Source organism: Morganella sp. BCCO 40_0007 (assembly GCF_032989665.1).
Taxonomy (GTDB): domain Bacteria; phylum Pseudomonadota; class Gammaproteobacteria; order Enterobacterales; family Enterobacteriaceae; genus Morganella; species Morganella sibonii.
The window spans coordinates 201,701-219,755 of record NZ_JAVBIN010000008.1; the positions used below are offsets into that span (position 1 = coordinate 201,701).

General features: G+C 50.9%; 18 protein-coding genes. 12 read left to right on the plus strand and 6 right to left on the minus strand.

The genetic code is table 11. From position 1 onward, the window contains the following. Positions 1-11: 11 nt before the first annotated feature. A complete protein-coding gene (locus tag R5268_RS11765) occupies positions 12-1,106 on the plus strand; it encodes an AI-2E family transporter (RefSeq protein ID WP_218454193.1) in 1,095 nt (364 codons plus the stop codon). Between the two features lie 89 nt (positions 1,107-1,195). On the opposite strand, the gene R5268_RS11770 is transcribed toward R5268_RS11765, so the two are convergent. The 3 genes from R5268_RS11770 to R5268_RS11780 form a co-directional block, all read right to left on the minus strand. Beyond that, the gene (locus tag R5268_RS11770) at positions 1,196-2,629 is read right to left on the minus strand and encodes a filamentous hemagglutinin N-terminal domain-containing protein (protein WP_317419395.1); all 1,434 of its coding nucleotides are present in this window, start codon (positions 2,627-2,629) and stop codon (positions 1,196-1,198) included. Positions 2,630-2,807: 178 nt separating this feature from the next. Then, a complete protein-coding gene (gene bcp / locus R5268_RS11775; protein ID WP_107678843.1) occupies positions 2,808-3,278 on the minus strand; it encodes a thioredoxin-dependent thiol peroxidase in 471 nt (156 codons plus the stop codon). A 36-nt stretch (positions 3,279-3,314) separates the two neighbouring features. After that, positions 3,315-3,857, minus strand: coding sequence for an ACT domain-containing protein (locus R5268_RS11780; RefSeq protein WP_182106815.1), 543 nt, complete (start codon positions 3,855-3,857; stop codon positions 3,315-3,317). A gap of 317 nt (positions 3,858-4,174) precedes the next feature. Between R5268_RS11780 and dapA the strand changes: the two genes are divergently transcribed. The 3 genes from dapA to R5268_RS11795 all read left to right on the plus strand — a co-directional run bounded on the left by dapA (position 4,175) and on the right by R5268_RS11795 (position 7,440). After that, on the plus strand, positions 4,175-5,074 hold the full coding sequence (gene dapA, locus R5268_RS11785; protein ID WP_046893247.1) for a 4-hydroxy-tetrahydrodipicolinate synthase: 900 nt from the start codon (positions 4,175-4,177) through the stop codon (positions 5,072-5,074). A gap of 17 nt (positions 5,075-5,091) precedes the next feature. Then, the gene (gene bamC, locus R5268_RS11790) at positions 5,092-6,141 is read left to right on the plus strand and encodes an outer membrane protein assembly factor BamC (RefSeq protein ID WP_317419396.1); all 1,050 of its coding nucleotides are present in this window, start codon (positions 5,092-5,094) and stop codon (positions 6,139-6,141) included. Positions 6,142-6,417: 276 nt separating this feature from the next. Next, positions 6,418-7,440, plus strand: a complete 1,023-nt coding sequence (locus tag R5268_RS11795; RefSeq protein ID WP_107678840.1) for a glycosyltransferase — start codon at positions 6,418-6,420, stop codon at positions 7,438-7,440. Between the two features lie 30 nt (positions 7,441-7,470). Here the strand turns inward: R5268_RS11795 and R5268_RS11800 are convergent, their stop codons facing one another. Both R5268_RS11800 and R5268_RS11805 read right to left on the minus strand, forming a co-directional pair. Then, positions 7,471-8,625 carry an MFS transporter gene (locus R5268_RS11800; protein ID WP_046893244.1) on the minus strand — a complete coding sequence of 385 codons (1,155 nt, stop codon included), beginning with the start codon at positions 8,623-8,625 and terminating at the stop codon, positions 7,471-7,473. A gap of 51 nt (positions 8,626-8,676) precedes the next feature. Next, a complete protein-coding gene (locus R5268_RS11805) occupies positions 8,677-9,474 on the minus strand; it encodes an inositol monophosphatase family protein (RefSeq protein WP_218454190.1) in 798 nt (265 codons plus the stop codon). 86 nt (positions 9,475-9,560) lie between these two features. On the opposite strand from R5268_RS11805, the gene R5268_RS11810 reads away from it, so the two are divergent. The 6 genes from R5268_RS11810 (at position 9,561) to R5268_RS11835 (ending at position 15,684) form a co-directional block, all read left to right on the plus strand. Then, on the plus strand, positions 9,561-10,331 hold the full coding sequence (locus R5268_RS11810) for a DeoR/GlpR family DNA-binding transcription regulator (RefSeq protein ID WP_218454189.1): 771 nt from the start codon (positions 9,561-9,563) through the stop codon (positions 10,329-10,331). Positions 10,332-10,364: 33 nt separating this feature from the next. Beyond that, positions 10,365-11,195: a YwqG family protein gene (locus R5268_RS11815; protein ID WP_317419397.1), complete on the plus strand. Its 831-nt coding sequence runs from the start codon at positions 10,365-10,367 to the stop codon at positions 11,193-11,195. A 154-nt stretch (positions 11,196-11,349) separates the two neighbouring features. Continuing rightward, complete coding sequence (gene purC / locus R5268_RS11820; protein WP_052927072.1) at positions 11,350-12,063, plus strand: phosphoribosylaminoimidazolesuccinocarboxamide synthase; 714 nt, start codon at positions 11,350-11,352, stop codon at positions 12,061-12,063. Positions 12,064-12,226: 163 nt separating this feature from the next. After that, a complete protein-coding gene (locus tag R5268_RS11825; protein WP_107678834.1) occupies positions 12,227-13,114 on the plus strand; it encodes a neutral zinc metallopeptidase in 888 nt (295 codons plus the stop codon). Positions 13,115-13,217: 103 nt separating this feature from the next. Beyond that, complete coding sequence (locus R5268_RS11830) at positions 13,218-13,670, plus strand: DUF441 domain-containing protein (protein ID WP_107678833.1); 453 nt, start codon at positions 13,218-13,220, stop codon at positions 13,668-13,670. Between the two features lie 7 nt (positions 13,671-13,677). Continuing rightward, the gene (locus R5268_RS11835; protein WP_317419398.1) at positions 13,678-15,684 is read left to right on the plus strand and encodes a tRNA(Met) cytidine acetyltransferase TmcA; all 2,007 of its coding nucleotides are present in this window, start codon (positions 13,678-13,680) and stop codon (positions 15,682-15,684) included. On the opposite strand, the gene R5268_RS11840 is transcribed toward R5268_RS11835, so the two are convergent. Next, positions 15,671-15,868, minus strand: a complete 198-nt coding sequence (locus R5268_RS11840; RefSeq protein ID WP_046893236.1) for a YpfN family protein — start codon at positions 15,866-15,868, stop codon at positions 15,671-15,673. The two genes, R5268_RS11835 and R5268_RS11840, sit on opposite strands and share 14 nt — an antisense overlap. Before the next feature lie 797 nt (positions 15,869-16,665). Here R5268_RS11840 and R5268_RS11845 point away from each other — a divergent pair. Together R5268_RS11845 and R5268_RS11850 are read left to right on the plus strand one after the other, a co-directional pair. Continuing rightward, positions 16,666-17,184: an Hcp family type VI secretion system effector gene (locus R5268_RS11845; RefSeq protein ID WP_046894378.1), complete on the plus strand. Its 519-nt coding sequence runs from the start codon at positions 16,666-16,668 to the stop codon at positions 17,182-17,184. Positions 17,185-17,285: 101 nt separating this feature from the next. Then, a partial coding sequence (locus R5268_RS11850) for a type VI secretion system Vgr family protein (RefSeq protein ID WP_317423100.1) occupies positions 17,286-18,055 on the plus strand: 770 nt, incomplete at its 3' end.

Here is an 18,055-nt window from a genome sequence, read left to right on the forward strand (position 1 = left end):
GGAGCAGAGTCATGTTAGATTTAATCATTCAGTGGTACCGACGGCGTTTTGCCGATCCGCAGGCAGTTGCTTTGACCGTGATTTTACTGGCGGGTTTCGGAATTATTTATTTTTTCAGCGGTATCTTAGCGCCGCTGCTGGTGGCGATTGTGCTGGCATACCTGCTGGAGTGGCCTATCCATCAGATGGAAAAGCGCGGCTGCTCGCGCAAACCGGCGATTATGCTGATTCTGACCCTGTTTATCGGCATCAGTGTGCTGGTGATCTTTATTCTTGCGCCGACGGTCTGGGGGCAGGGGCGTAATCTGCTGCTGGATATGCCGACAATGTTCAGCCGTTTCAATGAGTTTGCCCGTGAACTGCCGAACCGTTTCCCGGCGCTGATGGATGTCGGGCTGATGGATATGATCCTCGATAATGCCCGCAGTAAGCTGCTCTCTGTCGGTGATTCGGTGGTGAAAATGTCACTGGCATCGCTGGTGGGATTACTGACACTGACGATTTATCTGATTCTGGTTCCGCTGATGGTGTTCTTTTTACTGAAAGATAAAGAACAGCTGCTGCGTGGTTTTCAGCGCATTCTGCCGCGTAACCGTTCACTGGCCGGAAAAGTATGGGTGGAAATGAATCAGCAGATTTCCAACTATATCCGCGGCAAAGTGACGGAGATGATTATTGTTGGTGTTTGTACTTATCTTGTCTTCGCAGTGGTCGGCCTGAACTATGCGCTGCTGCTGGGTGTGCTGGTGGGATTGTCAGTCCTTATCCCGTATGTGGGTGCAGTGATTGTGACAGTGCCGGTGATTCTGGTCGGGTTGTTCCAGTGGGGACTGGATTCTGATTTCTGGACGATGTTTATCGCTTATCTGGTGGTACAGGGGCTGGACAGTAATATTCTGGTGCCGGTTCTGTTTTCCGAGGCTGTGAATCTTCATCCGCTGGTGATTATTCTTTCCATTATCATTTTCGGCGGATTGTGGGGATTCTGGGGCGTATTTTTTGCAATTCCGCTGGCGACGCTGATTAAAGCGGTGATCAATGTCTGGCCGGAGGAAAAAGTAGTGCAGGAACCCATTTTGGATAGCACACCTCCGGAACAGAAGTAATGTTGTCAGAATAAAACCGTCAATTGAGAAAGACATCTGAAGTGAAGTGACCCCGATAACCGGACAACCGGTTACCGGGGTTTTTGGTGTTACAGCCGATTTAACTCATGGCCATTGACGTTGCCTGCTGCTTCGTCATGATTGACACGAAACTGGTATCTTGGATCACCAGTCAAATCATTTTCAGGGGAACTTGCCAGTAAGCCCACCTCACCGGTCATTTTGAAATGTTGACGGATCGCCATTGAACCGGAATTACTGAAATTGGCATGCATCGCATCATAATCGAAGGTTTTTGTGATTAATGACGAAGATTTTCCTGTGCTGATAAAGTGAAACTCATCGCCCGGTGTGTGTATGACAATGTTATCGGCAGTAATTTTCCCTGTATTTTTAAAGTGATTTTTATTAAGCCCTTTCATCGTGGCAAAAACACTTTTTTCATTATTGAAGTATTTAAATACCTTTGGGTTATGTGATGTTATATTCAGACCCTTTGCAGAAAGGGAACCGGAGTTAGTAAACTGGTTTGAACTGTATAAATTAATATTAACATGCCCGGCTGCGACTACTTTAGTATTCTCGAATATACTGTTTCTCATGTTAATAGTCAGATATTTGGCACGGAGTGGCGTGTAGTACCGCATATTAAACTGACTGTGCAGGAGGTTAATATGTGCAGATCCTGCGTTAATTTCGCCCTCTTTATTAATAAAACTGTCTTCGGCCGATATATATAATTTTGCAGGTGACAGAACAGAGTCGTGGTCAATGGTTATTTCCCCGGCCGGCTGCCACTTTTTTTCTTTCACATACCGGTTCTGAAATGCTGTTATCAGACTGGTATTTTTAACTTCCGGTTTGTAGTTGTTATCACGGATACGGTCTGCCGGCTTATAAGCATACCTGTACTCACTGAAACCATTCATGAGTACTAATGCCTCAGGTGCCAGTTCAGAGTTCATTATTTTTATATTTTTGGCCAAATCATTCATAACAAGCGATCGGTTTTTTACCGTAGTATTAAAATACGCAATATCGCCCGTTATATTGCTGTATCCCGCCATTTTATCATTTTCATAGATAATCTTACCGGCAGCCTTAACAAAATGATCAGCGTTCGTGACATCGCACTGATTGCAGTTAATGCCGTTTGGGTTGGCAATGATCAACGTGGCTTTATTAGCCAGTACGTTAATATTGCCGCGCAGCCGGGTAATATTTTGACCTGTTACTTCATTAATAATTGTCTGTGCTGCATTCTTATTATCAATATTCAGACCACGCCGGCCTACATTGAATTCCGTAAAATAGTTATGGGAAATACCATTGGCATCCGGTGCGGTAATGGAGAGTGTCGGTTTTTTTGTATCTTTCGGAATACGGATGTTTACGCCTTCTGAGCGTTCATCTACGGTAATCTTAAAGCCTTTCTTTTTGTATTCAAATTCCGTCACGGGGGCGGAAAAAGCAACCACAGGGGTGAGTGTCAGTATGGCAGCGGTGAGTCGTGTTATTTTCATTCAGAATCCTTTGCAGAGTAGTGACATCATGTCGTCCGGAAAGAAACTAGCACAGTGTGACGGGCGGGAAATATCAGAAATCGATGCTATCCGTACATATCATCCTGTATGGTTGAAAAATAAAAAAACACCACGGTAAAATGGTGTTTCTCAGAAAAAACAGTAAACCGACGGGGGATTAGCTGTGTGCTTTCAGATACTCAAGCACGACCTGGTCGTGGTCACTGGTTTTGAATTTATCAAAAACATGCTCGACTTTACCGTCAGTGCCGATTAAGAAGCTGATGCGGTGAATACCGTCATAGGTTTTCCCCATAAACTGTTTTTCACCCCAGACTCCGAATGCTTCAGCAACGGCATGGTCTTCATCTGACAGCAGAGTAAAATTGAGTAACTCTTTTTCCGCGAAACGGGACAATTTTTCGGGTTTGTCTGTACTGATCCCCAATACTTCAACATTGAACTGTTTCAGCTCATCCATATTGTCGCGCAGACCGCATGCCTGGACCGTACAGCCCGGCGTCATGGCCTTGGGATAAAAATACACCAGCACACGCTGACCGGCATAATCGGCCAGGCTGATTGATTCACCATCCTGGTCGGGAAGGCTGAACAGGGGCGCCTTATCTCCGGCGTTCAATGGGCTCATTACACACTCTCCGTAAACGTAATAATCAACACAAAATTAATGATTCATCAGGGTAATAGTGCCTTCGGCCTGTAGTTCAGCACAAAGACGTGAAAACTGCTGTTGCAGTACCGCGTTGTTTTCCCCTGTCGGGTGATGCGCGGTAATCTGAATTTCCAGCAGTACTGCGTCTGTCTCCTCCTCCGGCCGGGTTTTGGACACCAGCTCGGCCAGGGTGTAATCCAGTCTCATAAACAAATTGGTAAAGCGTTCCACCAATCCTGCGGCATCGGGCACGGTGACCTGTGCGCTGACGCCGGTGGTGGCCGCAGGCTGATGCCCGCGCTGTGTCCGTTTCATGACGGTCAGCAGGTCAAGCTCTGCCGCCAGTACCGGCAGGGTGGCCTCCAGCATGGCGATGGCATTCCAGCTCCCGGACAGCATCATAATAAACGTGAACTCCTCACCGAAAATCGCCAGACGGCTGTCTTCGATATTACAGTCACACTCTCCGGCGTGACGGGTAATCGCATTGACAATCCCTGCGCGATCCCGTCCCAGTGCAGTGATAACCAGATATTGCTGATCGCGTTGCGGCAAACCCTCATTCCTCTTCATGACACCGTGAATGTGTTAAACATAAAGAAAGATAAGACTGATAGCAATAACCTGTTGTGTACTCTGCGGTAATAATAAAATGATTGCGGCATATCAAACCTGCCGGATACAGACACGCTATCATGTGTTCCGCCGTTTAACCGGCGAAAAAAGCGGACATTATTACTTCTTTTTAAGGTGTGCCGCCGGGTATTAACAAAATTCATTAAAAACGTACAGTTAGGGTGTTTTTTTCTGCGCCCTGAACAAGTACCATTAAAATGTTGTCCTATATTTATCCGATTATGAGGGTTTCGTACATGTCACACATAAATGACGTTTTAAAAGGCAGTATTGTTGCGATGGTTACACCACTGGATACACAGGGTCGTGTTGACAAAGCGGGGCTCCGGAAATTAGTGGATTACCATGTCGCGGCAGGCACGTCCGCCATTGTGGCTGTCGGAACCACCGGGGAATCCGCCACACTGTCACATCAGGAGCATGTGGATGTGGTGCTGGCGACGCTGGAGTTCGCGGAAGGCCGTATCCCGGTTATTGCCGGTACCGGTGCGAACGCAACCAATGAAGCAGTCTGGTTTACTGAACAATTTGAGAACAGTGGTGTGGCAGCATGCCTGACGGTTACTCCGTATTACAACCGTCCGTCACAGGAAGGTCTGTATCAGCACTTTAAAGTGATTTCAGAGAATACCGCATTACCGCAAATTCTGTATAATGTGCCAACGCGCACCGGCTGTGATATGTTACCTGCCACAGTTGCCCGTCTGGCAAAACTGGACAATATTGCGGCAATTAAAGAAGCGACCGGGAACTTAAGTCGTGTGAATGAAATCAAAACCCTGGTGAATGATGAAAACTTCATTCTGCTCAGCGGTGATGACGCGTCAGCACTGGATTTCACCCTCCTGGGCGGCAAAGGTGTGATTTCTGTGACAGCCAACGTGGCTGCGGCAGAAATGGCACAGATGTTTGATCTTGCCCTGCGCGGGGATTTTGATCGTGCACGTGTGATTAACAATCAACTGATGGACCTGCATCACACATTATTCTGTGAGCCAAGCCCGTCACCGGTAAAATGGGCCTGTCATCAGCTGGGTCTGATCGCGGAGCAGACACTGCGTCTGCCGCTGTTACCGCTCACGGAAGCGGGGCAGAATACGGTCGGCCGCGCCATGAAGACGGCGGGCATACGATAATATTTTAGGGAATCTGAATGGCAACATTACTGCAAAAATCAAAGGTTACGAAGCTCGCTGGTCTTTCCGTGGTCTTATTACTGGCAGCCTGCTCCGGCGATCAGCACTACAAGCGCCAGGTCAGCGGCGATACTTCGTACCTGGATGCGCCGCAGTTACAGGCGCTGAATGTTCCTCAGGGGATGATCCTGCCGCTGCAGAGCGGTCAGTATGATCTTCCTCAGGTTAAGCAGGATGGTGCGACCGGTCTGGCGCTGGACATCCGTCCGCCGGTACAGACTGTCAGCCTGTTAGCAGGTTCCCGTACGGAAACAGCAGGGGACGCAAGCCGTCTTCTGCTGGAGAATTCAGCGGAAAACAGAACACTGTGGGCACAGATCAACCGCGTTCTGGCTGACCGCTCAGTGCCTGTCAGCCAGCGTGATGAAGCCGGTGGTGTGATTGTCACCGACTGGATTGTCTGGCAGCGTGCGGATGAAGATCTGCCGTTACAGTCCCGTCAGCGTATCAAAATTGAACCGGCCGGTTCACAGGTGGCGGTTGTTGTGACCAGTGAAGGTCTGAAACAGGGCGAAAACCCGGTAACAGATAAAACGGAAATTACCCGTTATAACAACCTGACACTCAATGAGCTGGTTGACGGCCTTGACCGTATGCGCAATGCCGCACGTCAGGACACCAACGCGTCACAGTATGCTGCTCCGGACGTTCAGAGCGGCAGCGATAAAACCGGTCTGCCGCAGATTATTGTCCGCGCACCGTTTGATGTGGTCTGGTCCCGTCTGCCGGTTGTGCTGGAAAGCGTCGGCATGAAAGTGGGTGATCGCACCCGTTCCACCGGTAATATTGAAGTGACATACAAAGGCCTGAGCTCAGCAGAATGGAGCAGCCTGGGTATCGACGATCCGTCAGTAGCTGAAGGTGATTATACCTTACAGGTTGGTGACCTGGATAACCGCAGCAGCCTGCAGTTTATCAGCTCCAAAGGGAAACCACTGACACAGAAAGAAAATGATGAAATGGTGAAAGCACTGGAAGCGGCATTCAGCAAATCATCTGTAAAATAATATATTTACGCAGGCTGTAAACGCGTAACAATAATTATTGATACCGGTCATTATAAATGGCCGGTATTTTTTTATGTCGTTATTACCTTGTAATAAATTGATACACAACCTGATAATTTTTAAGATAATTTCTTATTTATCTGACTGACATATCGCATTATTAGCCACGTTTATACCTGACTCACCGGTTATATTTAAAAATTATATGTATTTTATCCGGGTATTCTGCCGCATTGTCCGCAGAATACCTGGCTATCCGGAATTGACAGGGCTGACATGGATTTACCTTCGGACTCTTCACAACCTTTACTGAGCATTGTTGTTGCGGTTTATAACGGGGAAAAATTTCTTCCTCAGTTTTTTGACTGCCTGCTGAAACAAACACTTCCCGGCTGGGAGCTGATTCTCGTCAATGACGGCTCAAAAGATAATACGGATGCGGTGCTGCGTGAATGGCAGGATAAATTCCCGTCAGTCATCATTCTGGAACAGCAAAATCAGGGTGTTTCTGTGGCACGAAATACCGGTTTTGCTGCGGCAAAAGGAAAGTACATCACGTTTCCGGATATTGACGATGTGATTCATCCTCAGATGTATGGTCGTTTGCTGGAGATTGCCCTTGCCGGTCAGCTGGATGTGGCAACCTGTAACGGCACCTATGTGTATGAAGACGGGCGCGAACCGCGGCCGATTTTCCCGCCTGATCGTTTGCGTTCCACCGGGGTTATTTCCGGGCCGGACTGGCTGAAACGGGCACTTAACTCCCGCAAATTTCTGCATGTGACCTGGCTGAATCTGTATCGCACTGATTTTCTGCGTGAACAGGGCTACTACTTTGAGCCTGGCCTGCATCATCAGGACATTCCCTGGACAACCGAACTGCTGATGACGGCAGAGCGGGTGGAATATATTGATGAGCGTTACTACGATTATCTGATCCATTCCGCCTCGGTGTCGCATACACCGCCGGATGACAGAATACGTGTGCGGACAATCCATAATTACATGAAAATTCTGGAAATGCTGAATGATATCAATCAGCGTCATGCGGATGTGGCAAAACAGATCCCTGCCTGTCACTGGCAGATTTCCAAAGAAGGTCTGGGAATTTTGCATACCATCAGTGAGATAGAATCGCCGGATGTGAAACAGAGCGTTGTACGTGAACTGTTTGATCGCGGGATCTGGTCACTGATTTGGGATAACGCCAAAGATTTGCGCCTGCGCTGGCGGCTGGCACGCCGTTATCCGCGCCTGAAAGCAATTCTGAAAGAAGAAAATGAAGCAACACCGGTCTGATGACCGGTGTTTTTACATCTGCTACATCCGCTACATCCGGACTTTCCGGGACAGTAATGCGACAAGTAATAACAGCGCAACCACAGCCAGCAGCGCAGCGGGCAGGGTGAAGCGGTAAGCGATCAGTCCGACAGATGCCGGTCCCGCCAGAATACCGAGATAACCCAGAGTGGTCACCGCCGGAACCGCAACAGCCTGAGGCATACTGGTCTGGCGGCCGATAGCGGAAAACATCACCGGTACCACGTTGGCACACCCCAGCCCGATCAGCCCGTAACCGGTGAGTGCCATCAGCCAGTTATCACTCAGCACGCTCAGCAGCAGACCACCGGCGGCCAGCAGTGCGCCCCACAGTACCACCTGCGGTCGTCCGAGTACCGCCACAATTTTATCGCCGGTCAGCCGCCCGAGAGACATCAGTACGGCAAAGCAGGCAAAGCCCAGCCCGCCCATGCTTTCCGGCACATTACGGTACTCGGTCAGGAAAACCGCACTCCAGTCCAGCACGCTGCCTTCGGCCAGAAAGGTGGCGAAGCAGATAATACCTATCAGTAATACTGCGCCACGCGGCACAGCAAATGCCGGGCCTTCCGACGGCCAGGCGTAATCCAGCATACCTTTATAGCTGAAAGCCAAAAGCAAAAGGCAAATCACCATCACGGCAGCGGCTGCCTGCAATGCGCCCATCCCGGCCAGCATAAAACCACTCATCGCTCCCGCACCGGCAATACCGCCGATACTGTAAAATCCGTGAAAGCCCGACATCATCGGCCTTGGTGCCGCTTTTTCAACAATAATGGCCTGAATATTCATGGCGCAATCGGTGATCCCGATCCCCATACCGAAAACGATCAGTGTCAGAGCCAGTAACCCGGTATGGTTAATTTCCGCCAGCAGCGGCAGGGTAACACTGAGCAACACAACGGAAACTGTCATCACTTTACGGCAACCGAAACGGGTGGTCAGCACGCCGGTCAGCGGCATGGCCACCAGTGCGCCGCCGCCGAGACAGAGCAGTAATAATCCGAGAACCCCGTCATTTACCCCGGTGTTCAGTTTGGCAAACGGCACCAGTGCCGCCCAGGCTGCCGAAGCAAAGCCGGCGACAAAAAAGAGAGCACGGGTGGCCATCTGTTCCCGTCCGGCCGGTACGGCAGCAGCAGATACAGCAGTTACTTCACTCATTACTAACAACCTTTGTAATACGCATTTATAATCCGAATCATTATATGATGATTAATCATTTTTGTTCAGAATAGTCAAAACCTGCTGATGAAGACGCGGACAACCACTGGCAAGAACGGCACCACCCTGTATGGCGGGTCCGCCGTCAAGGGTTGTCACACAGCCGCCGGCCTGCTCAATGATCGGAATAAACGCTGCAATATCATACGGCTGCAGGGCATAATCAAAACAGAGATCAATTTTACCGGCCGCCACCATCGCCATCGCATAACATTCACCGCCGAAACGGGTCATTAAGACGTTGTTCATCAGGTCTGCCAGCCGGATTTCCGGGAAGCGGGGCATCGGCTCCGGTGAATTGGTATGCAGAATGGCATTGGCCAGAGTGATATTTTTGCGGGTATTCATCACAAATGTTCCGTGCGGACTGCTGTGCCAGCTGCGTTCGCCATCCGCCCAGAAACGCTCGCCGGTATAGGGCTGGCTCATCATTCCCATCACAGGCTTGCCGCAACAGGTTAATCCGATCAGGGTTCCCCAGACCGGTAAACCGAGCATAAACGGGCGGGTGCCGTCCACCGGGTCGAGAATCCACTGATAATCGCCTTCGCCGCTCAGGCCGAACTCCTCCCCCAGAATACTGTGCTGCGGATAAACAGCGGTGATCATTTCCCGCAGTGCGATTTCGGCTTGTCTGTCCGCATCTGTTACCGGATCAAAACTGACACCTTCTTTAACTTTGGTATCGACGGACAGTGTATGCCCGGGTAAAAATCGCGGTAACGTTTCTTGTGCCGCGCGGTTGGCTAACTGATGAAAAAATGCGATATCAGGATGATGTGTGTTCACAGAATGACCTCAGCAGTGACAGGGTTTTGATTGACCCGTAATGATTGCCCGTTTATGATGCTTTATGCAATTTAAAGGAGAAAATAATGCTCGATTATGCAGCTTTTCCGGAGCAACGGCAAGCCCTGATCCGGACGTTATTACAGAGTGAAGGCCGGGTACAGTGCAGTACGCTGGTGGAACAGCTTGGCGTATCAGAGCACACTATCCGCCGTGATTTGCAGGTTCTGGCGGATGAAGGGCTGTGCAAACGGGTTTACGGCGGTGCGGTCAGCGTACTTGGTGATGTGCCGGATTTTCAGCAGAGGATCGGGCAGAACAACGCAGAGAAAGAAAAGATTTCGCTCGGTTGTGCGGGATTGATCCGTAATCACACGACCGTTTTTCTGGATGGCGGCAGTCAGAACCTGCTGCTGGCACAGCATATGCCGGCGAATTTATCCCTGACGGTAATAACGCACAGTCCGGCCATTGCTGCCGTGCTGAGTGACTACCCGGATTTTGAGCTGATTGTGCTGGGCGGAAAACTGCACAGTGCATCCGGAACCTGCATCGGGGCACAGGCACTGGAGCAGTTGTCTTATCTGAATATCGATCTCTGCTTTCCGGGCGGATGCGCACTGGATGCAGACAGTGGCCTGACGGTTACCGGGTTTGAAGAGGCGGCCTTTAAACGGGCACTGATAAAGCAGAGCAGCCGGGTCGTGGCCGGTCTGACCGGTGATAAACTCGGTCGTATTGCACCTTACCGCGTGGCGGCGTGTGAGGAACTGGATCACGTGGTGCTCTCTCAGAAGGTTCCGCAATCTGCCCGTGACCTGCTGACAGCACGGGGTTTATCCCTCATTATGGTGTAAACGCGCTTAATAATAACGGAGTGAAGTATCCCTATGGCTGATTTTAACCGTTTACCTCCGGCTCTGGCACCTTATGCCGATGCTATCCGTGCCACGGAAAAACCGGTGGCAGAGATGACGCTGACACCGGCTGATGATTTGTCGCTGTGGGAAAGCCATGTCGGCGGAAATCCCTATCTGCCGCTGACCGAAAGCTATCCGCTGGACAGTGAAGGTGTTCCGCTCAGTCTGCTTATCCAGATTAACTTTGCACAGATGCCGCCGCTGCCGGATTATCCGCGTAACGGTATTCTGCAGATTTATCACGCTGGTGATGATTTGTATGGTGCTGATTTCGACAATCCGCAGGAACAGAATGATTTCCGGGTCCTTTATTTCCCTGAGATCACGGAAGACCCGGCGCAATTGCATCATGATTTCAGTGCTGTGAAGGCGGCCCGCGAAGATGAAAACTATTTCTCGCCGGTTACCGGACAGTACCGCATCCGTTTTACGCCGTCGGTACAGTATATCAGCACCGGAGACACCGCATTCGGCCGCACCATTTTCAACCGTAATGAACTATATGATTTTGAGGATGAGTTCGAAGGTGAAGATTTCTATGAGGAATGGGTGGAGCCGTATGATGAGCATTTCCCGGGAGAAGGGCACCATATCGGCGGTTATCCGGCATTTACCCAGACCGATCCGCGTGAATACCGCGACGAACTGAAGCCGTATGTCCTGTTACTGCAGCTCGATTCCGGCAGTGGTGAAGTGGATATTCTGTGGGGTGACTGCGGTATCGGTAACTTCTTTATCCGTCCGGAGGATCTGAAAAAAGCGGATTTCTCACGTGTGGTCTATAACTGGGACTGCACCTGAGTGTTGATAAGGTGTGCGGGTATGAGCCGCACACCGGTCGCTTTCCGGGTCTGTATCTTTTCTTACGCAAACGATTGCTTATTGTGTCATTCTGAGGGAGAATAATCTGCGTCAGGCGATACGCCTATTATTAATCCTGTCTGGAGAGTGCAAGATGCAAAAACATGCTGAACTGTATCGTGGGAAAGCCAAAACGGTCTACACCACGGATAATCCCGATCTGCTGATTCTGGAATTTCGTAATGATACATCGGCACTGGATGGTGAGCGCATCGAGCAGTTTGATCGCAAGGGCATGGTTAATAATAAGTTCAACCACTTTATCATGAGCAAACTGGAAGCGGCGGGTATCCCGACGCAGATGGAACGTCTGTTATCGGATACCGAAGTGCTGGTGAAAAAGCTGGATATGGTGCCGGTGGAGTGTGTGATCCGCAACCGTGCTGCCGGTTCGCTGGTAAAACGCCTCGGGGTGGAAGAGGGGATCGTGCTGAATCCGCCAATCTTCGATTTATTCCTGAAAAACGACGCCAAACATGACCCGATGATCAATGAATCCTACTGTGAAACCTTCGGCTGGGTCAGTCAGGAAAACCTCGCTGAAATGAAGCGCCTGAGCTACATTGCCAATGATGTTTTATCCCGCCTGTTTGATGAAGCAGGGCTTATCCTGGTGGATTTCAAACTGGAATTCGGTCTGTATAAAGGTCAGGTTGTGCTCGGGGATGAGTTTTCACCGGATGGCAGCCGTCTGTGGGACAAAGAAACCCTGGATAAAATGGATAAAGACCGTTTCCGTCAGAGCCTGGGCGGCCTGATTGAAGCCTATGAGGAAGTGGCACGCCGTCTGGGTGTGAAACTGGATTAATCATTGACTCAATGAATGCATTGCCGGTGATAACCAGACCCGCGTATCACCGGCTTTAAGCCTCTTTATTACTCCCCTGAAAGAAAGAAGCATTTTTCCTCACTTCATTTTCTCTGTACTATGTAGTTATCCGACTATTATCCGATATAAGCTGAGAATCATCATGCGTTGGCAAGGGCGTCGCCAGAGCGACAATATTGAAGACCGCCGCAGTGCCGGTGGCAGAATTCCGGGCGGGTCCGCCGGCGGGCCGCGAATTCCGTTGCCGCGCGGCAAGGCAGGACTGGTTGTGGTCGTCATCGTGGTGGTGGCCGGTTTTTACGGCATTGACCTGACCGGCCTGGTGACCGGCGATCCGGTCAGTTCCGGGCAGACCACCTCACAGCAGCGTCCGGCACAGAACAGTGCTCAGGAGCAGAAACAGGCGGAATTTACCGGCGTGATGCTGGCGGAAACCGAAGCGGTCTGGGGACAAAAATTTTCACAAATGAACCGGCAGTACCGCGAGCCGAAACTGGTGCTGTACCGCGGTGCCACACCGACCGGTTGTGGTGCGGGGCAGGCGGTAATGGGGCCGTTTTATTGTCCGGCTGATCAGAAAGTCTATATCGACCTCTCTTTCTATGATGATATGCGCACCAAATTAGGCGCGGGCGGAGATTTCGCGCAGGGCTATGTGGTGGCGCATGAGGTGGGGCACCATGTGCAGCATCTGCTGGGAATTGACCGCCAGGTGCGTGAACGTCAGCAGCGCAGCAGTCAGAAAGAATCAAACCGCCTGTCAGTGAAAATGGAATTACAGGCTGACTGTTTTGCCGGGATCTGGGGCCATGAGATGGAAAAAGCCGGGATACTTGAAAACGGCGATCTGGAAAATGCCCTGAATGCGGCACAGGCTATCGGTGATGACCGTCTGCAGAAACAGAGTCAGGGACGGGTTATTCCGGACAGCTTCACGCACGGGACATCCGCGCAGCGTTATGAGTGGTTTAAACGTGGTTTTGACAGCGGCAATATCGCGCAATGTGATACCTTTTCCGCACTGAAATAAATAGTTCTGCCGGTTTTTCCTGCAAAACCGGCAGAGTTTGATTATCATAGTGTAACGGCATACTATTGGCGCCTTTCATTCTCCCCGACACGCAGGATCTGATATGAGTAATATTGACCCGACCCTGATTATCCTCCTGGTCTTAGCCGGGCTCGGGCTTATCAGTAACAACATGACGGTAACCCTGGCTCTCCTCTTTCTGCTCGCGGTACGTATCACGCCGCTTAACGGGTATTTTCCGTTTGTGGAAAAATACGGCCTCAAGCTGGGGATACTCATTCTGACAGTGGGTGTGATGGCACCGATTGCCAGCGGTAAGATCAGCGCGAATGATGTCTTAAGCTCTTTTCTGAACTGGAAATCTATCCTGGCGATAGTGATAGGTATTCTGGTGTCCTGGCTCGGCAGCCGCGGGGTAACCCTGATGAGTAATCAGCCGTCTACGGTCGCCGGGTTACTGGTGGGGACGATTATCGGTGTTGCGCTGTTCAGGGGGGTGCCGGTCGGGCCGCTGATTGCGGCGGGGATACTGTCACTGCTTGTCGGTAAGATGTAGCGCTTTCATGCTGCCCGCACAGTTTCATGCCTGTACAGAACAGCTCCGCATACAGGGTATCCGCCGTCTGTGGGTATTGAGCGGCAGTGACCACTGGTGTGAATCCTGCCTGCGGGAGATCAGAGAAGCGGCTCCCGGTGACTGGCCGGTGATTTCCGCTGAATTGCCGGACAGCATTCCGGCGGGAAAAGCCCGTCTGCTGCAGGGACAGGAATTCCGCCACGGTGTGTTCGATGCCCGGCGCGGACTTCACAGTGAAGCACTGGCCATGCTGACAGGCACACTACAGGCCGGCAGCTGGCTGATCCTGCTGCTGCCGCCGGAATCGCAGTGGCAGACCCGGCCGGATGACGACAGTCTGCGCTGGAATGACGGCGGACAGATGATCCCCGCACCACACTTTATGCGCCACTTCGCCCGTACACTCATCCATCCTGCTCATCTCTGCCGGTATGAAAACCGGCCGTTTGACATGCCGCTGTTACCGCTGCAACCAGCGTGGCTGCCGCCGGACAGTACCCCGACACCGGCACAGCAGCAGATACTGGATCAACTCCGCAGAGCGGAAAGTGGTATTTTCTGCCTGACGGCGGCAAGAGGGCGGGGAAAATCCGCTGTGGCCGGATTGTTTCTGGCAGACACGCCGGGCCGTCATCTGTTGTGTGCCCCGGCAAAAGTCTCGGTCACTGTCATACAACGTTATCTCGATCATTCACAGCAAACGGAATTTATCTCCCCCGATAATTTACTGATACTGACGGAAACAGCAGATACCAGCGCTTACGGCTGGCTGGTGATCGACGAGGCCGCGATGATCCCGCTGCCGCTGCTCACCCGGTTTGCCGCTGTATTTCCCCGCATACTGCTGCTGACCACCGTTCAGGGCTATGAAGGCACCGGGCGCGGATTTCTGCTGAAATTTTGTCACTCACTGCCGCAGTTTACTGCACTGACGCTGACACAGCCGGTACGCTGGGCGGAGCATGATCCGGCGGAAGCCTGGCTGGATGAGGCGCTGTTGCTGACGGAACCGGCGGAAAAAATCACACCGGCGGGTGAGTGTGAATATCAGTCCGTAACACAGCAGGCGTTATGTGATGACCCGGATTTACTCTCCGGGTTTTACGGCCTGCTGACGGCAGCTCATTACCGGACGTCGCCGCTGGATCTGCGGCGGCTGGCGGATGCCCCCGGACAGCATTTCGCGTTATTCCGCAACCGGCAACAGGTGACGGCAGCGCTCTGGCTGACAGACGAGGGGGGGTTATCTGCGGAACTGACACAATCCGTCTGGGCAGGTACCCGGCGACCGCGCGGAAACCTGCTGGCACAATCACTCGCCGCACACAGTTACTTCCCGCAGGCGGCACAACTGCGTTCGCGGCGTATCAGCCGGATTGCGGTACATGCAGGCTACCGGCGCAATGCGCTGGGACGTCAGTTATTACAGCGGGCGGCTGAGGCGGCAAAAAACAGTGGTATGGACTATCTGTCAGTCAGCTTCGGCTATACCCCGGAACTGGCTGCATTCTGGACATCCTGCGGCTTTCGTTTTGCCCGCACCGGCACACACCCGGAAGCGGTCAGCGGATGTTACACTGCCATGCTGTTACTGCCGCTGACTCCGGCCGGACAGGCACTGGCAGATGCCGCAGAACATCAGTTTGCCCGTGACTGCGCCGTTTATTCTCAGATATGGGGATTTTCGCCGGTGCCGCCGGTACAGGCAGAATCACTCAATGAACAGGAATGGCGGATGCTGGCCGGGTTTGCGTATGCCGCCAAACCACTGGCTGTGGCGGAACCGGCGCTGACGCTGCTGCAAAAGGAATACCCTGCGCAGACAACAGAATTATCACAGTTATTATCCGGTAAACCGGAAGTACTGAAAGCGCGGAACATCAGCGGGAAAAAGGCGTTACTTGATGTGTTGCGGCAGGAAACAGCGACAGTATTACAGAAACTGCGCCCGCAATGGACGCAGCAGACAGCGGCGGAAATCAGGGCTTTTTAGGTTTATTATCCGGCCAGTCATCCTCATCATCCCACTGCGCATTATTGTCGCGGTGAGGCGGCAGTTCCCTGCGGTTCTGCAGATATTTTGTATGATCCACGCGTTTGAGATCTTTAATCGCGTTCAGGATCACGCCGACGAACAACACCAGGATGACCCACCAGTAGTCTGCTAACCAATGCATTTGTTGTTACCTTTTTTATCCATATCGTCAGTATACAGCCCGGCTGTCAGACGCCTGATTTTGTGAAAACCAGGCAGGTTATCTCTCCCGGTGATATAAGGTTATCATACTCACCATACACTGAATAATATTTCTTAATTCCTCCTGATATCAGTTTACTTTCATTTTGCTTTACAGCTAACCGCAGCGGCTCCGGATTGAACGATATTTCCGGCTGAAGCGTAAATGAGCTGATTAAGAATGTTTCCGGGACAGATATTGCTGACGTTTTAATATATTAAAATAAAATAGTTATCTTTATATTTATAAAAACTGCAAATAAATTAGCATAATATTTCATTTTCACGCCTTTATGCTTTATTTTTCAGAACAAAAATACAACGGACTTTTCTTTTTTGTCAGTACTGTGATTTTTATTATTTCTGTTCAATGAGTTACCGTTAATTTGTATTTGGTTACATATTTATTTTTGTGATCACAAGGTAAATTCCAATTTTCTTTTTTATTTTCAGTTGGTTGAACTTCCATGTTAAAAAATATGAGTATTTGTGTTTTTTATGATCTGACATATTTCACTGCATCAACCGGTCATTTGTATCCCTGTGGGTCAAATATCCTGTTTTTGCAACGATTTTAACTTAAGTGACTGATCCTGTGAGATACAGCCCCTCCTGCGGCCTTTACAGACCAGTAAGTGAAACTTATGATTTAAGCATTATCACCATGCGCACTGGCTGATGACGAAGTCACTCGTCCGGTAACGACTTGTTACCTTTTAATAAATAAGGAATTTTATCATGCCAACCCCATGCTATATCTCTATCGAAGGCAAAACCCAGGGCAATATCACTGCCGGTGCGTTTACCGCTGAATCTGTCGGCAATATCTACGTGCAGGGTCATGAAGATGAGATGCTGGTACAGCAGTTTGACCATATCGTTACCGTGCCGACCGACCCGCAGTCCGGCCAGCCATCCGGCCAGCGTGCGCACCGTCCGTTTAAATTCACCGTCGCACTGAACAAAGCGGTTCCGCTGCTGTATAACGCCCTGGCCGCGGGTGAAATGCTGCCGAAAGTGCAGCTGAAATGGTACCGCACCTCGGTTGAAGGCAAGCAGGAGCATTTCTTCACTACCTCGCTGGAAGACGCGACCATCGTTAACATCGACTGCAAAATGCCGCACTGCCAGGACCCGGAAAAAACGGATTACACCCAACTGATCGAAGTGTCACTCTCTTACCGCAAAATCGACTGGGAACACACCGTCGCAGGCACCTCCGGTGCTGACGACTGGCGTGCACCAATCGAAGCGTAATGAATGCAGCCCGGCCGGTATCAGATCGACCGGGCTGCTTTTATTTTCTCTGCGGACACAAAAGCCATCGCTGTCCGTGACAGTTACTGTACGGAGGCGTTGTGATACCTTCCATTTCTGATCTGCTGCCGGGGCGTTCCGGACTGGTCTTTACCTGCAAAATCGGGCGATTGCCGGAAAACACCTTTCAGGTCACTGAATTTACACTTAATGAGGAAATATCCTCGTTATTTACTTTATCGGTTTCCGTCGTCAGCCTGCTGCCGTCAGTCCGTTTTAAAGAATATCTCGGTATGGCGGCCTCACTGACGGTCACCCGTGACGGTGTTAAAGTCCGTACCGTACAGGGGCTGCTGGCCTCTGCGGAACAGGGTAATACTGACGGCAACAAAACCTGGTATCACTTCATTATCCGCCCGGAAATGTGGATCATGACGCTCAATCAGGACAGCCGTATCTTCCGGGAACAATCGGTGCCGGAAGTGCTGGCGACGCTGCTTAAAGAAGCGCATGTCAAAAATGACCTGAAATTTTATCAGGATGAGCTGCATCAGCAGCGGGAATACATTACTCAGAAGCGGGAGTCCGCGTATGAATTCTGGTGCCGTCTGGCCTTCGAGGAGGGCATTAATTTCTGGTTCGAAGAAGGCCCGAAACTGTTTTACAGCGACAACCACCTCGGTATGACTGCCGGTATCAACCTGATCTATAACCCGCAGGCCGATACCGATATCCGTGACAGCACGGCGTTCTCCTGGCGCTACGCCGAACAGCTGTGCAGTGATGTGCATATTCAGAAAGATTACAATCCGGATCGCCCGTCTTATCCGTTTCAGCATGAAGTCACCGGTGAAGTACACAAACAGCATCC

Coding starts and splice junctions, on each gene's coding strand:
- R5268_RS11765 (WP_218454193.1), top strand. CDS start 12: ATGTTAGATTTAATCATTCAGTGGTACCGACGGCGTTTTGCCGATCCG.
- R5268_RS11770 (WP_317419395.1), bottom strand. CDS start 2,629: ATGAAAATAACACGACTCACCGCTGCCATACTGACACTCACCCCTGTG.
- bcp (WP_107678843.1), bottom strand. CDS start 3,278: ATGAGCCCATTGAACGCCGGAGATAAGGCGCCCCTGTTCAGCCTTCCC.
- dapA (WP_046893247.1), top strand. CDS start 4,175: ATGTCACACATAAATGACGTTTTAAAAGGCAGTATTGTTGCGATGGTT.
- bamC (WP_317419396.1), top strand. CDS start 5,092: ATGGCAACATTACTGCAAAAATCAAAGGTTACGAAGCTCGCTGGTCTT.
- R5268_RS11795 (WP_107678840.1), top strand. CDS start 6,418: ATGGATTTACCTTCGGACTCTTCACAACCTTTACTGAGCATTGTTGTT.
- R5268_RS11800 (WP_046893244.1), bottom strand. CDS start 8,625: ATGAGTGAAGTAACTGCTGTATCTGCTGCTGCCGTACCGGCCGGACGG.
- R5268_RS11810 (WP_218454189.1), top strand. CDS start 9,561: ATGCTCGATTATGCAGCTTTTCCGGAGCAACGGCAAGCCCTGATCCGG.
- R5268_RS11815 (WP_317419397.1), top strand. CDS start 10,365: ATGGCTGATTTTAACCGTTTACCTCCGGCTCTGGCACCTTATGCCGAT.
- purC (WP_052927072.1), top strand. CDS start 11,350: ATGCAAAAACATGCTGAACTGTATCGTGGGAAAGCCAAAACGGTCTAC.
- R5268_RS11825 (WP_107678834.1), top strand. CDS start 12,227: ATGCGTTGGCAAGGGCGTCGCCAGAGCGACAATATTGAAGACCGCCGC.
- R5268_RS11830 (WP_107678833.1), top strand. CDS start 13,218: ATGAGTAATATTGACCCGACCCTGATTATCCTCCTGGTCTTAGCCGGG.
- R5268_RS11835 (WP_317419398.1), top strand. CDS start 13,678: ATGCTGCCCGCACAGTTTCATGCCTGTACAGAACAGCTCCGCATACAG.
- R5268_RS11840 (WP_046893236.1), bottom strand. CDS start 15,868: ATGCATTGGTTAGCAGACTACTGGTGGGTCATCCTGGTGTTGTTCGTC.
- R5268_RS11845 (WP_046894378.1), top strand. CDS start 16,666: ATGCCAACCCCATGCTATATCTCTATCGAAGGCAAAACCCAGGGCAAT.